Raw genomic sequence first — 12,586 nt, 5'->3', positions numbered from 1 at the left:
TCATGATGAAGGGGCCTGTTGACTCTTTTTGCCGATGATAAGCGTATCGCTTAACGGCCCTGAATCGCTAAATCACCGGGCAGACTTTTCTGCATACGATGCCAGATTTCACCACTGTCATGACCATAGCGACGTACCGTTTCATAAACCTGATCGTGGGCGCCCTGCTCACACAGCGTTGATAGCTTGTGGTAAAACGCCAGCGCCAGGCTGCGCGCTTCAGGATTCGCAAAATAGTGACGACCAATGCGGGTGTACAGCCCTTTCATCCCATTAATAATCAGACCGTAAATGGGGTTGCCGGAGGCAAACGCCAGGCCACGGAAAATGTTGTAGTCCAGATCGGAGAACGCATCGGCGTGATCGGCCACTTCATTTGCCGTCGCCAGCACTTCTTGTGCTTTCTCCGGATGTTGACGAAGCGCTGTACGGATAAAGATTGTGGAAATGTTGGTACGCACTGACAGCAGATTGTCGATCAACTGCGGGACACTTTCATGATCGAGTCGCGCGAGCGTCTCAAGAATATTGAGCCCGGACGTTTCCCAGAAATTATTCACCTTCGTCGGTTTGCCGTGCTGAATGGTCAACCAACCGTCTCGCGCCAGACGCTGCAACACTTCGCGTAATGTGGTTCGCGTTACCCCGATAAGCTCGGAGAGTTCACGTTCTGCAGGCAAAATAGTGCCAGGCGGGAAGCGGTTATTCCAGATACTTTCAATAATGTACTCTTCCGCGAAACCCGCCGGGCTCTGCGCCTTAATGACCATAGTGAGATTTCCATTACACAGCAAAACATAGTTGCACTCATCATACCAGACGGGTTTCATGGCTGATAGCAGACAAAATAAAGAAAAAAGGGATCAAGGCTTCATTTTCTACATTTCCCCATTTCACACTCTGTGCACAAGGACTTGCCTACGTGCGTGCCTGGCCGTAAGCTTTGCGCCTTACATAAAAACGCCATTTCATATTTCACGGTAAGGGAAACTGCATGGAGATCTCCTGGGGACGCGCGTTATGGCGCAACTTCTTAGGCCAGTCACCAGACTGGTATAAACTCGCACTCGTTATCTTCTTAATCATCAACCCACTGATTTTTCTCATCAACCCTTTTGTGGCTGGGTGGTTATTAGTCGCTGAGTTTATTTTTACGCTGGCAATGGCGCTGAAATGCTATCCTCTGCTCCCCGGAGGATTGCTGGCGATCGAAGCCGTTTTCATCGGTATGACCAGCGCCTCACATGTTCGTGAGGAGATTGCCGCCAATCTTGAAGTACTGTTGCTGCTGATGTTCATGGTGGCGGGTATCTATTTTATGAAGCAGCTCCTGCTGTTCATTTTTACCCGGCTGTTGCTCAGTATCCGCTCCAAAACCATTCTGTCGCTCTCTTTTTGTCTTGCGGCGGCGTTCCTCTCTGCTTTCCTCGACGCCTTAACCGTAGTCGCGGTGGTGATCAGCGTTGCCGTTGGTTTTTACGGTATCTATCATCGCGTTGCCTCTGCGCGTGGAGAAGATAACGACCTGCTGGACGACAGTCACATCGACCAACACTACAAAACCGTGCTGGAGCAATTTCGCGGTTTCTTGCGCAGTTTGATGATGCACGCCGGTGTAGGTACCGCATTAGGCGGCGTAATGACGATGGTGGGGGAACCGCAAAACCTGATCATCGCTAAAGCCGCTGGCTGGCATTTTGGCGACTTCTTCCTGCGCATGTCACCCGTGACCGTACCGGTTCTCATTTGCGGTTTATTAACCTGCGCACTGGTAGAGAAAATGCGCTGGTTTGGTTACGGAGAAACCTTGCCAGAAAAAGTGCGTGGCATCCTGCAAGAGTTTGACGATCAAAGTCGCAAGCAGCGTACCCGTCAGGATAAGCTCAACCTGATTGTACAAACCATTATCGGTATCTGGCTGGTTATTGCACTGGCATTGCATCTGGCGGAAGTGGGATTAATCGGTCTGTCAGTCATTATTCTGGCGACTTCATTGACTGGTGTCACCGATGAACATGCCATTGGTAAAGCGTTCACCGAATCATTGCCGTTTACCGCGCTGCTGACCGTATTCTTTGCGGTGGTCGCGGTGATTATCGACCAGCACCTGTTCGCGCCGATTATTCAGTTTGTTTTACAGGCGCCCGAGCATACACAGTTGCGGCTGTTCTATCTTTTCAACGGCCTGCTCTCTTCTATTTCCGATAACGTCTTTGTAGGTACGATTTATATCAACGAAGCCAAAGCGGCAATGGAAAGTGGCATTGTCAGCTTAAATCAGTTCGAGTTGCTGGCTGTGGCCATTAATACCGGCACCAACCTGCCTTCCGTAGCGACACCGAATGGCCAGGCCGCATTCTTGTTCCTGCTGACCTCGGCGCTGGCGCCTCTCATTCGTCTTTCCTATGGCCGGATGGTCTGGATGGCGCTGCCGTATACGTTAGTACTGACTCTGGTCGGTTTATTCTGCATTGAATATACCCTAACGCCAGTAACAGAATGGATGACGCAATTAGGCTGGCTGGCTACACTTTCATAACAATAAACCGAGCAAATCACTGCTCGGTTTCACTTTTTGCATGATAAGTATCCAATTACACTTTATTTCATTTTCCGCTAGTGGCGTGAAAATTGAATTGGTTTACACTGCCGACTCTACGCATGTTGCAGGGAAATTATTATGTTACGATTTTTGAACCAGTGCTCACGGGGTCGGGGCGCATGGTTACTGATGGCGTTGACCGCACTGGCGCTTGAAATAGTGGCGCTGTGGTTTCAGCATGTCATGCTGCTTAAGCCTTGCGTCCTGTGCATTTATGAACGTTGCGCGTTATTCGGCATTATGGGCGCCGGTCTGGTTGGCGCGATTGCGCCAAAATCACCGTTACGCTATGTGGCGCTGGTGATTTGGATTTACAGCGCGTGGCGCGGCCTTCAGCTGGCGTATGAACATACCATGATCCAGCTTCACCCTTCGCCATTCATGACCTGCGATTTTATGGCGCGCTTCCCGAGCTGGCTGCCTCTGGACAAATGGCTGCCGCAGGTATTCGTCGCTTCTGGTGATTGCGCACAACGTCAGTGGGAGTTTTTAACGCTGGAAATGCCGCAGTGGCTGTTGGGGATTTTTGCCGCGTATCTCGTCGTGGCCGTTCTGGTGGTCATTGCCCAGCCGTTTAAGCCTAAAAAGCGCGATCTGTTCGGTCGATAACATAAAACGCTCTTTCGGGAGCGTTTCGTGTGATGACAAGGAACATCCTCTCAGAATCAACAATTCACGCTCAGACGGACTGGGCAAGATGAGACTCAACCCGACAGAAGTCGGGTTTTCTTTTACATCACTTAGTACTTGATATCGCGAGCCTGATCGCGCCCTTCCTGTTTGTTCTGGCGATGATCCTGGCGGCAATCGGCATTACCGACAACGCCATTACGGCATTCCTGCTTAATTTCACGGGATTCCTGACGCGTATCCTGGCGAACTTCCCTGGCATCACGGCGCTCACCAGCCTGCTGGGTTTCAGCCTGCGCGGGAACAATGGTCATCAGGGAGGTGGCAGCCAGCAGCATCAACGCAAACTTCTTCATTATCAACCCTCAAAATATTCATCACGCCTCTACGACGCTCTAAAATTATAGGTTTAAGACATATTTTTTTGCTTGATTGAAAGTGCTGGCTTTTCCCGTTTTTCTCTTACCTCTTCAATCCGCAATGAAAATAAATTGCCACAAAATATAACCGGCATATCGTGATTAAAATCTACCGTTTTTAGGCCGCAGATGACCCTTTGCGATAAGGTAAACGCTGGTGAATAACAGCAGTCCGGCAATGGCTATCATGCAGAAAATTTCATTGGGGGCAGGACTAAAAATGAGATTGCCGCCGGCATCATCCGGATAGTTGTACAGTGCCCAGATACCGGCTATTACCTGAATGGCGCTGGCGCACAATAACGCGACTCTTGCCCCCGCGAAGCGGGCCAGGATGGTCGCTACCAACCCTGCGGTTGTCAGTAGCCAGCCACCTAAACACATGAGGACCAAAAACATCCCGCCAAATAACGTTCCTCCAACCTCTCGCGGCGTTATTAGCATGATACCGAAAAAGGACTGCACGCCGGATAAGAGGAGTCCCGTTATCCCGCAGAATACGTAATAGATCAGGAGCTTCATTGCGTCTCATTAAACAATTCATCGTGGGGTTATTATACGGACCTACGGGTAAGTGATAAGGCCTTTTATTTCAGGCACTCACTGTCCCCATTCGGGTTTGTTGAGGCCAGCCAGCAGCAAAAACTGGGAGTACGTTGAGTGACTGACCTGCGAGGAAGTTGCCGATCGTGCTGTGCTACCTTGACCCACATTCATGGCTGGGCAATTATCGGCAAATTGCTAACGCGTACCGCTGGTTGAGGATAACAGTCGTGCGCGTTTTTATTTGTCCATGCTGTCTGAACAGGCTCATGCGAGATGCCTGAGTCCATTATTTGAGGTTATTAATGAAAAATACCGCACTGCTGCTCTCCCTCCTGATGACAGGACCAGCCCTGGCTGACGTCAGCATCAATTCCAATGGTGTACGGGTCAGTATGGATCGAGAAGACGAAATCAATGAGTGGAAAAATAAGCACAAGAATGAGTGCTCATCAGTCACAATCGGCGGCGTAAAAGTCACCAGCGACGGGTGTAGTAGCAAGGACAAAGAGAACCGCAGCGTTCACGGAGACAATAATCCAGGTAAGGGGCACGACAAAAACAAGAACAAAAACGATGGCGATGATGACTATACCCTCAAGGTCGAGCACTATGACTCTGATTCCGTAAAAAGCAAAGGCAAGGGTAAGCAAAACAAATAAAATAGACTCGCACTGTGACGTGTAATCCCCCGTGACCCGTCGCTCCTCGCCCAATGCGGCGGGGAGCAATCACGACAATGCCAGAACCAAATACGTCTTTTATTGCAACAACTCACTGCGCCCATTCGGGTTTGTTGAGGATATGCTCCTGCCAGTCCACGACCTCGGACTCTTTCACCGCAATATGGCGCACAGAAATACGCTCACCGTGCATGGCAGCTTTTGAACCGGTTATCAACGGGTGCCAGTCTGGTAACCCCTTCCCTTCGGCCAATAACCGATAGGCGCAGGTCATCGGCAACCATTCAAAGGTCGGGAGGTTATCGCGGGTAAGCTTGATGCAATCAGGTTCGTACTCGAAACGACGTTCGTAGTTACGACACTGGCAGGTTTTGATGTTTAGCTGACGGCAGGCGACGTTGGTGAAATAAATATCATCGGTGTCTTCATCCATTAATTTATGCAGGCAGCATTGACCGCAACCATCGCATAACGACTCCCACTCAGCATCAGTCATGTCGTCCAGGGATTTACGTTGCCAGAAAGGTAAGTCGTTCATTCGGGTATCCGCCATTGCAATAAAGCTGCACCTTATAACCAGTCTGGCAGGCGGATGCAAGTTTTGCCGCCCGAAAAGGCGGCAAGCAGAGATTACAACACCCGGGTGGTCAGCGTTTGGCCATTAAAACTGACGGTCAGCTCATCACCACTGTGTAACGGACCAACCCCTTCCGGGGTACCTGTCAGCACCACATCACCGGCTTTCAGCGTGAAAAATTGACTCATATAGGCAATCAACGGAATAATCGGGTGGATCATATCCGCCGTCGTTCCATGCTGGCGCATTTCGCCGTTAATGCTAAGACTGAGCGTGGTATTCTGCGGGTCATCCTTAAATTCAGACACCGGAATAAACCCGGACAGCGGACATGAGTTATCAAATCCCTTCGCTTTCTCCCAGGGTTGCCCGGCCTTTTTCATTTTCCCCTGAATATCACGCAAAGTGAGATCAAGCGCCACACCATAACCGGCAATGGCTTTACGCACATGCTCTTGAGAAGCCTTACGTAGCGTCGCGCCAATCAATACCGCCAGTTCGACTTCGTGATGTACGGACCCCATATTCGCAGGGATCACCAGCGGCTGGCGTAAATCACACAATGCGGTTTCTGGTTTAATGAACAGTACCGGTTCTTCCGGCGTCGCGCTGCCCATCTCCTTAATATGCTTTGCATAATTACTGCCTACGCAAACCACTTTACTGACTGGGTAATCAAGCAGAGCACCTTGCCAATTATGGTGTTGATACATTATTTTCCCCTAACGTAATCGTGGACTTCAGGAACTGCATCGACGAGGCATGACACGGCCGGATACAGTTTAACGTTTAGCGTCTGATTTATTTTCTCCGGCCACCGAAAGATGCTGTTTCAGTAAATCTTCCGGCGGCGGCGGCAATTGTAAATAATAGCCCTGTTCAGCAAGCGCCTGTTTTACTTTATCAATATCGGCATTAGCGAGTTTTTTACGCCCATCAAGCGGCAGGATCATCGCCAGTTGGGGCTGACCGAACCCCTTCAGTAGTTCCTCAGAAACCCGTGAGAAATCGTCTTTTTTTTCGACATATAAATAGGTCTGGTCACGCTTAGTACTTCTGTAGATCACACAAAACATACATTTTACTCTGAATTAACGGGATGGTGACTTGCCTCAATATAATACTGACTATAACATGCCTCCTGGACTTCGGAATATCGCTCCGTACTGGAGATGATAAATAGCAAATTGAGTAAGGCCAGGATGTCAAACACGCCAATCGAGCTTAAAGGCAGTAGCTTCACCTTATCAGTGGTTCATTTGCACGAAGCAGAACCCGAGGTTATTCGTCAGGCGTTGGAAGACAAAATCGCGCAGGCACCTGCTTTTTTAAAACACGCGCCTGTGGTGGTGAATGTCAGCGGCCTTGAAAGCCCGGTAAACTGGCCGGTTCTACAAAAGGTCGTGGCGTCCACCGGTCTGCGTATTGTCGGGGTTAGCGGATGCAAAGATACCCGACTGAAAGCGGAAATCGACAAGATGGGCCTCCCTTTACTGACCGAGGGTAAAGAGAAAGTGGCTCGTTCCGCTCCCGTTGAAGCCGCTGCACCCGTTCCCCCACCGCAAAACGTTACTCCTATCACAAAAACGCGATTAATAGATGTACCGGTTCGTTCCGGCCAGCGTATTTATGCTCCACAATGTGATCTAATTGTTACAAGTCACGTCAGCGCTGGCGCAGAGTTGATTGCCGATGGCAATATTCACGTTTACGGTATGATGAGAGGCCGCGCGCTGGCAGGCGCAAACGGCGATCGGGAAGCGCAAATTTTTTGTACGCATCTGACGGCAGAACTGGTGTCTATCGCAGGTGTTTATTGGCTGAGTGATAAAATCCCAGCAGAATTTTATGGCAAAGCGGCACGTCTGCAACTGGCAGAGAACGCTTTGACAGTTCAACCGTTGAATTGATCCCTTTTAACAAGGAATTTCTATGGCACGCATTATTGTTGTTACTTCGGGTAAAGGGGGCGTTGGCAAGACCACCTCCAGCGCGGCCATCGCTACAGGTTTGGCCCAGAAGGGAAAGAAAACTGTCGTTATTGATTTCGATATCGGCTTGCGTAACCTCGACCTGATCATGGGATGTGAACGCCGCGTCGTTTACGATTTCGTGAACGTGATTCAGGGCGATGCGTCACTCAATCAGGCGTTAATCAAAGATAAACGTACTGAAAATCTCTTCATTCTTCCGGCATCACAAACCCGCGATAAAGATGCACTGACCCGTGAAGGCGTCGCGAAAGTGCTTGATGATCTGAAAGCGATGGATTTTGATTTCATCGTCTGCGACTCGCCGGCAGGTATCGAAACCGGCGCGCTGATGGCGCTCTATTTTGCCGATGAAGCGATTATCACCACCAACCCGGAAGTCTCCTCAGTACGTGACTCTGACCGTATTCTGGGCATTCTGGCCTCAAAATCACGTCGTGCAGAGAATGGTGAAGATCCGATCAAAGAACACCTGCTGTTAACGCGCTACAACCCTGGCCGCGTCAACAAAGGCGATATGCTCAGCATGGAAGACGTGCTTGAGATCCTGCGTATCAAACTGGTGGGCGTCATTCCGGAAGATCAATCCGTATTACGTGCATCTAACCAGGGCGAGCCGGTCATCCTCGATATCAACGCGGATGCAGGCAAAGCGTATGCAGATACTGTGGAACGTCTGTTGGGAGAAGATCGTCCTTTCCGCTTCATTGAAGAAGAGAAGAAAGGTTTCCTCAAACGCCTGTTCGGAGGATAAGTTATGGCATTACTGGATTTTTTTCTCTCGCGGAAAAAGAGTACAGCTAACATCGCAAAAGAGCGACTGCAAATTATTGTCGCGGAGCGCCGTCGCAGTGACGCCGAACCGCATTATTTACCGCAGCTGAGAAAGGATATTCTCGAGGTTATCTGCAAATATGTGCAAATAGATCCGGAAATGGTCACCGTGCAGCTTGAACAAAAAGACGGCGATATTTCTATCCTCGAACTTAACGTGACGTTACCGGAAGCAGAAGAATCCCGATAACACTCAGCACAAATAGCGCATGTATTATAGAAGGCAGATAATTCTGCCTTTTTTATTTTCAATTGCCTGCCAAAAATTCAGCGCTTCACGTTTATTCCAGTTTAAACTTTGGATAACGCTCCTGAAAATAACTGCGTAAAAACTCGACCGTAATACGGATTTTTGCCGAAGTCGCAAGACGAGAAACATAAACAGCCCAGATATTGGCGGGCTGATAATACTCCGGCAGCACGTGAACCAGATGACCACTGGCAATGTTGTCGCACACATCCCACCACGAACGCAGCGCAATCCCCTGCCCATCCAGACACCACTGATGCACAATCTCGCCGTGGTTGGATGACAGTGCGCCAGTCACTTTGATCGAGTGTACGCCCTCTTTGTTGCGTAATTGCCATATCCCAAACGGATGGTCACGCTCCTTAATGACCAGACAGGGATATGTTGCCAGCTCAGCGAGTTGTTTCGGCGTACCGTGCTGCGTCAGAAATTCTGGCGATGCACATAAAACCCGATAGTTGGTGGCCAGTTTGCGGGCAATCAAATTCGGGGCGATATCATCCCCAATGCGAATATCGAGATCGACCCCTTCATTGACCAGATCCACCAGCCGGTCTTCAACGTCAAAGCGCAGTTCCAGTTGCGGATACTGTTTTGCCAGGGCGGAGAGCGCCGGGGCGACAACCCGACGCCCAAAACCAAAACTGCTGATGACCCGTAACATGCCCTGCGGCACTTGCCGCGCGTCAGACAGCTCATCCATCATCTGATCCACATCCTGCAAAATGCGCTGCGCCCATTCGTAGATGCGTTCCCCCTCCTCAGTAATGGTGACCCGCCGGGTGGTTCGGTGTAATAACACGACGTTGAGCGTCTGTTCCAGCAACGCGACGCGCTTGCTGATAAACGCAGGGGAAACGCCCAGCTCTTCCGCCACGGCGGCAAATCCGGCACGGCGGGCAACCAGCATAAAGACGCGTAAATCATTTAGCAGCGGCAGATTATTCATGATCTGTGTTTTATGTTTCACCAGTTAGGGGGATTAACTCTCAATCAGTCAATTATAGGATAAAGGGGAAGTCAATTTTGGTTGCTGATAAGTGAGAGCTGGTATGAAGAAAACCTGTCGTATTGCCGCTATTCCCGGAGACGGTATTGGGAAAGAAGTTCTGCCTGAAGGTATTCGTGTCTTGCAGGCTGCCGCTGAGCGCTGGGACTTGTCGCTAAGCTTTGAGCCGATCGAATGGGCCAGCTGTGAGTACTATACCCATCACGGAAAGATGATGCCTGATGACTGGCACGAGCAACTTAAGTCATTTGATGCCATCTATTTTGGCGCCGTCGGCTGGCCGGAAACGGTACCTGACCACGTCTCATTGTGGGGTTCACTGCTGAAGTTTCGCCGCGAGTTTGATCAGTACGTCAATTTGCGCCCGGTACGTCTCTTCCCGGGTGTTCCGTGTCCGCTGGCCGGAAAACAGGCGGGTGATATTGATTTTTACGTGGTGCGCGAAAATACCGAAGGCGAATACTCTTCGCTGGGCGGGCGCGTCAACGCCGGGACCGAGCATGAACTGGTTATCCAGGAGTCCGTATTTACCCGCCGCGGCGTGGACCGTATTCTGCGTTACGCCTTTGAACTGGCGCAGAGTCGGCCACGTAAAACGCTCACCTCCGCCACCAAATCTAACGGTCTTGCTATCAGCATGCCTTACTGGGATGAACGTGTTGAGGCGATGGCCACGCACTATCCGCAGATACGCTGGGATAAGCAGCACATCGATGTACTGTGCGCGCGCTTCGTTTTACAACCAGAACGCTTTGACGTGGTGGTCGCCTCTAACCTGTTCGGCGATATCCTGTCCGATCTGGGCCCGGCCTGTACGGGGACCATCGGCATTGCGCCCTCTGCCAACCTCAATCCGGAGCGCACTTTCCCGTCATTGTTCGAGCCGGTACACGGTTCAGCGCCGGATATCTACGGTAAAAACATCGCCAACCCTATTGCGACCATTTGGGCTGGCGCCATGATGCTGGATTTCCTCGGTAATGGCGATGAGCGTTTCCATCATGCACACAATGCCATTCTGGCAGCCATTGAACAGGTGATTGCCAGCGGACCTAAAACGCCCGATATGAAAGGCGTTGCTTCCACACAACAGGTGGGTGATGCCATTTGTCAGGCCATACTGCGTTGAGGTCAAACCACAAAATAAGAGCCGCGTCACTGACGCGGCTTTTTTTATTTATTCTCCCTGGGAAATACCTGCGTCATTTCACCTTTTATTATTTCCGTTCCGTGTTTTATTGCTTCACGCATTCACTAATTGTTTAATTCACGCAACAAACAAATAATTAATTTGCAACAAATGGAGTAACAAGTCTTGACCCTACAGCGTGATTACAACTACAGGCCAATGCCAAATACGGGCGACGATGCCCAGGAGATCACCCATGTTGAGCAATGTAAAAAAGAAAAAAGATGTGCCGCTGATCGCCATCAGCTTACTGGCTATTCTTTTTATCGCAGCAGCATTAAGTCTCTTCCCGCAACAATCAGCGCAAGCAGCAAACACCATTTTTAACGGCGTTACACGGATGCTCGGTTCCGCAGTTCAGGTCCTGGTGCTATTGGCAATGGGACTGGTCATCTATCTGGCGACCAGTAAATACGGCAATATTCGCCTCGGGGAAGGAAAACCGGAGTACAGCACCCTTTCCTGGTTATTCATGTTTATCTGCGCCGGATTAGGTTCTTCCACGCTCTATTGGGGCGTGGCTGAGTGGGCGTATTACTACCAGACGCCGGGTCTGAATATCGCGCCAAATTCACAAAAGGCTCTCGAATTTAGTATCCCCTACTCCTTCTTCCATTGGGGAGTCAGCGCGTGGGCGACCTATACTCTGGCCTCATTAATCATGGCCTACCATTTTCATGTACGTAAAAACAAAGGGTTAAGCCTCTCGGGGATTATTGCCGCCATCACAGGGGTGCATCCGCAAGGCGTCTGGGGCCGTCTGGTCGACCTGATGTTCCTGATAGCCACCGTCGGCGCATTGACCATCTCTCTGGTCGTCACCGCAGCCACCTTTACGCGCGGGTTATCTGCGCTGACCGGATTACCGGATAACTTCACCGTGCAGGCTTTCGTTATCCTGCTTTCCGGCGGAATTTTCTGCCTCAGCTCCTGGATTGGTATCAATAACGGCCTGCAACGTTTGAGCAAAATGGTTGGCTGGGGCGCGTTTTTGCTGCCGCTGCTGGTGCTTATCGTTGGCCCAACCGAGTTTATTACTAACAGCGTTATCAACGCCATTGGCCTGACGACGCAGAACTTCCTGCAAATGAGTCTGTTCACTGACCCGCTCGGAGACGGCTCGTTTACCCGCAACTGGACCGTGTTTTACTGGCTGTGGTGGATCTCTTATACCCCTGGCGTGGCAATGTTTGTTACTCGCGTGTCGCGCGGTCGTAAGATTAAAGAGGTCATCTGGGCGCTAATCCTCGGTAGCACCGTCGGCTGCTGGTTCTTCTTCGGCGTGATGGAAAGTTATGCCATCCATCAGTTTATTAACGGTGTGATCAACGTACCGCAGGTAATGCAAACGCTGGGTGGCGAAACCGCCGTACAGCAAGTATTGATGTCACTCCCGGCTGGCAAGCTGTTCCTGGCGGCGTATCTGGCGGTGATGATTATTTTCCTGGCATCCCACATGGATGCGGTGGCCTATACCATGGCGGCAACCAGCACGCGAAACCTGCAGGAAGGTGACGATCCTGAGCGTGGACTGCGTCTCTTCTGGTGTGTGGTCATTACCCTGATTCCGCTGTCGATTTTGTTTACCGGCGCCTCGCTGGAAACAATGAAAACTACCGTGGTACTGACAGCGCTTCCGTTCCTCGCCATCTTACTGGTGAAGGTCGCTGGCTTTATTCGCTGGTTAAAGCAGGACTATGCCCACGTCCCTGCCCATCAAATTGAAAGCATTATTCCCGAAAAGCAGGACAGCGCGCCCGAATCAACGCCCACGCTGCCAGCCGGGACCATACTCAAAGGCGACCACTGAGCGCCACGAGCCAACATCCTCTTACTGACAAAAAATAAAAGGTAACCCT

Annotated in this window: 15 protein-coding genes; 8 read left to right on the top strand and 7 right to left on the bottom strand. The window is 50.6% G+C overall.

The window, feature by feature from the left end:
• Positions 1–50 precede the first annotated feature (50 nt).
• Positions 51–770: a fatty acid metabolism transcriptional regulator FadR gene (gene fadR / locus NNO04_RS13400; protein ID WP_271445095.1), complete on the bottom strand. Its 720-nt coding sequence runs from the start codon at positions 768–770 to the stop codon at positions 51–53.
• Between the two features lie 224 nt (positions 771–994).
• Between fadR and nhaB the strand changes: the two genes are divergently transcribed.
• Together nhaB and dsbB are read left to right on the top strand one after the other, a co-directional pair.
• Positions 995–2,539 carry a Na(+)/H(+) antiporter NhaB gene (gene nhaB, locus NNO04_RS13395; RefSeq protein WP_271445078.1) on the top strand — a complete coding sequence of 515 codons (1,545 nt, stop codon included), beginning with the start codon at positions 995–997 and terminating at the stop codon, positions 2,537–2,539.
• Positions 2,540–2,680: 141 nt separating this feature from the next.
• Positions 2,681–3,211, top strand: a complete 531-nt coding sequence (dsbB, locus tag NNO04_RS13390; RefSeq protein WP_271445077.1) for a disulfide bond formation protein DsbB — start codon at positions 2,681–2,683, stop codon at positions 3,209–3,211.
• A gap of 131 nt (positions 3,212–3,342) precedes the next feature.
• Here the strand turns inward: dsbB and NNO04_RS13385 are convergent, their stop codons facing one another.
• Both NNO04_RS13385 and NNO04_RS13380 read right to left on the bottom strand, forming a co-directional pair.
• Positions 3,343–3,588, bottom strand: a complete 246-nt coding sequence (locus NNO04_RS13385; protein ID WP_162383724.1) for a hypothetical protein — start codon at positions 3,586–3,588, stop codon at positions 3,343–3,345.
• A gap of 165 nt (positions 3,589–3,753) precedes the next feature.
• Positions 3,754–4,173: a hypothetical protein gene (locus NNO04_RS13380; RefSeq protein WP_271445076.1), complete on the bottom strand. Its 420-nt coding sequence runs from the start codon at positions 4,171–4,173 to the stop codon at positions 3,754–3,756.
• Positions 4,174–4,499: 326 nt separating this feature from the next.
• Between NNO04_RS13380 and NNO04_RS13375 the strand changes: the two genes are divergently transcribed.
• On the top strand, positions 4,500–4,856 hold the full coding sequence (locus NNO04_RS13375) for a hypothetical protein (RefSeq protein ID WP_271445075.1): 357 nt from the start codon (positions 4,500–4,502) through the stop codon (positions 4,854–4,856).
• Positions 4,857–4,968: 112 nt separating this feature from the next.
• Here the strand turns inward: NNO04_RS13375 and NNO04_RS13370 are convergent, their stop codons facing one another.
• The 3 genes from NNO04_RS13370 to NNO04_RS13360 form a co-directional block, all read right to left on the bottom strand.
• Positions 4,969–5,415: a YcgN family cysteine cluster protein gene (locus NNO04_RS13370; RefSeq protein WP_271445074.1), complete on the bottom strand. Its 447-nt coding sequence runs from the start codon at positions 5,413–5,415 to the stop codon at positions 4,969–4,971.
• Between the two features lie 92 nt (positions 5,416–5,507).
• Positions 5,508–6,167, bottom strand: coding sequence for a fumarylacetoacetate hydrolase family protein (locus NNO04_RS13365; protein ID WP_271445073.1), 660 nt, complete (start codon positions 6,165–6,167; stop codon positions 5,508–5,510).
• Positions 6,168–6,236: 69 nt separating this feature from the next.
• On the bottom strand, positions 6,237–6,530 hold the full coding sequence (locus NNO04_RS13360; RefSeq protein ID WP_271445072.1) for a YcgL domain-containing protein: 294 nt from the start codon (positions 6,528–6,530) through the stop codon (positions 6,237–6,239).
• Between the two features lie 126 nt (positions 6,531–6,656).
• Here NNO04_RS13360 and minC point away from each other — a divergent pair, with 126 nt between their 5' ends.
• From minC to minE, 3 genes are read left to right on the top strand one after another with little or no spacing between them, the layout of a single operon-like run.
• Complete coding sequence (gene minC, locus NNO04_RS13355; protein WP_271445071.1) at positions 6,657–7,364, top strand: septum site-determining protein MinC; 708 nt, start codon at positions 6,657–6,659, stop codon at positions 7,362–7,364.
• Positions 7,365–7,386: 22 nt separating this feature from the next.
• Entirely contained in the window at positions 7,387–8,199 is an 813-nt protein-coding gene (gene minD / locus NNO04_RS13350) for a septum site-determining protein MinD (protein ID WP_162383718.1), read from the top strand.
• 3 nt (positions 8,200–8,202) lie between these two features.
• Positions 8,203–8,469: a cell division topological specificity factor MinE gene (gene minE, locus NNO04_RS13345; protein WP_003859937.1), complete on the top strand. Its 267-nt coding sequence runs from the start codon at positions 8,203–8,205 to the stop codon at positions 8,467–8,469.
• 91 nt (positions 8,470–8,560) lie between these two features.
• Here minE and NNO04_RS13340 read toward each other — a convergent pair whose 3' ends face one another.
• Positions 8,561–9,478: a LysR substrate-binding domain-containing protein gene (locus tag NNO04_RS13340; protein ID WP_271445070.1), complete on the bottom strand. Its 918-nt coding sequence runs from the start codon at positions 9,476–9,478 to the stop codon at positions 8,561–8,563.
• Between the two features lie 103 nt (positions 9,479–9,581).
• Here NNO04_RS13340 and NNO04_RS13335 point away from each other — a divergent pair, with 103 nt between their 5' ends.
• Together NNO04_RS13335 and NNO04_RS13330 are read left to right on the top strand one after the other, a co-directional pair.
• The gene (locus NNO04_RS13335; RefSeq protein ID WP_271445069.1) at positions 9,582–10,667 is read left to right on the top strand and encodes a tartrate dehydrogenase; all 1,086 of its coding nucleotides are present in this window, start codon (positions 9,582–9,584) and stop codon (positions 10,665–10,667) included.
• Positions 10,668–10,923: 256 nt separating this feature from the next.
• On the top strand, positions 10,924–12,537 hold the full coding sequence (locus tag NNO04_RS13330; RefSeq protein WP_271445068.1) for a BCCT family transporter: 1,614 nt from the start codon (positions 10,924–10,926) through the stop codon (positions 12,535–12,537).
• Positions 12,538–12,586 lie beyond the last annotated feature (49 nt).

It is taken from the genome of Citrobacter sp. Awk 4, from assembly GCF_028069725.1.
Classification (GTDB): Bacteria; Pseudomonadota; Gammaproteobacteria; order Enterobacterales; family Enterobacteriaceae; genus Citrobacter_D.
Note: the sequence above shows the minus strand (reverse complement) of the source record. Positions and strands in the feature narration are given on the sequence as shown.

What these genes read in the sequence shown, in the direction of transcription:
- fadR (WP_271445095.1), bottom strand. Translation starts at nt 770, where the DNA reads ATGGTCATTAAGGCGCAGAGCCCGGCGGGTTTCGCGGAAGAGTACATT.
- nhaB (WP_271445078.1), top strand. Translation starts at nt 995, where the DNA reads ATGGAGATCTCCTGGGGACGCGCGTTATGGCGCAACTTCTTAGGCCAG.
- dsbB (WP_271445077.1), top strand. Translation starts at nt 2,681, where the DNA reads ATGTTACGATTTTTGAACCAGTGCTCACGGGGTCGGGGCGCATGGTTA.
- NNO04_RS13385 (WP_162383724.1), bottom strand. Translation starts at nt 3,588, where the DNA reads ATGAAGAAGTTTGCGTTGATGCTGCTGGCTGCCACCTCCCTGATGACC.
- NNO04_RS13380 (WP_271445076.1), bottom strand. Translation starts at nt 4,173, where the DNA reads ATGAAGCTCCTGATCTATTACGTATTCTGCGGGATAACGGGACTCCTC.
- NNO04_RS13375 (WP_271445075.1), top strand. Translation starts at nt 4,500, where the DNA reads ATGAAAAATACCGCACTGCTGCTCTCCCTCCTGATGACAGGACCAGCC.
- NNO04_RS13370 (WP_271445074.1), bottom strand. Translation starts at nt 5,415, where the DNA reads ATGAACGACTTACCTTTCTGGCAACGTAAATCCCTGGACGACATGACT.
- NNO04_RS13365 (WP_271445073.1), bottom strand. Translation starts at nt 6,167, where the DNA reads ATGTATCAACACCATAATTGGCAAGGTGCTCTGCTTGATTACCCAGTC.
- NNO04_RS13360 (WP_271445072.1), bottom strand. Translation starts at nt 6,530, where the DNA reads ATGTTTTGTGTGATCTACAGAAGTACTAAGCGTGACCAGACCTATTTA.
- minC (WP_271445071.1), top strand. Translation starts at nt 6,657, where the DNA reads ATGTCAAACACGCCAATCGAGCTTAAAGGCAGTAGCTTCACCTTATCA.
- minD (WP_162383718.1), top strand. Translation starts at nt 7,387, where the DNA reads ATGGCACGCATTATTGTTGTTACTTCGGGTAAAGGGGGCGTTGGCAAG.
- minE (WP_003859937.1), top strand. Translation starts at nt 8,203, where the DNA reads ATGGCATTACTGGATTTTTTTCTCTCGCGGAAAAAGAGTACAGCTAAC.
- NNO04_RS13340 (WP_271445070.1), bottom strand. Translation starts at nt 9,478, where the DNA reads ATGAATAATCTGCCGCTGCTAAATGATTTACGCGTCTTTATGCTGGTT.
- NNO04_RS13335 (WP_271445069.1), top strand. Translation starts at nt 9,582, where the DNA reads ATGAAGAAAACCTGTCGTATTGCCGCTATTCCCGGAGACGGTATTGGG.
- NNO04_RS13330 (WP_271445068.1), top strand. Translation starts at nt 10,924, where the DNA reads ATGTTGAGCAATGTAAAAAAGAAAAAAGATGTGCCGCTGATCGCCATC.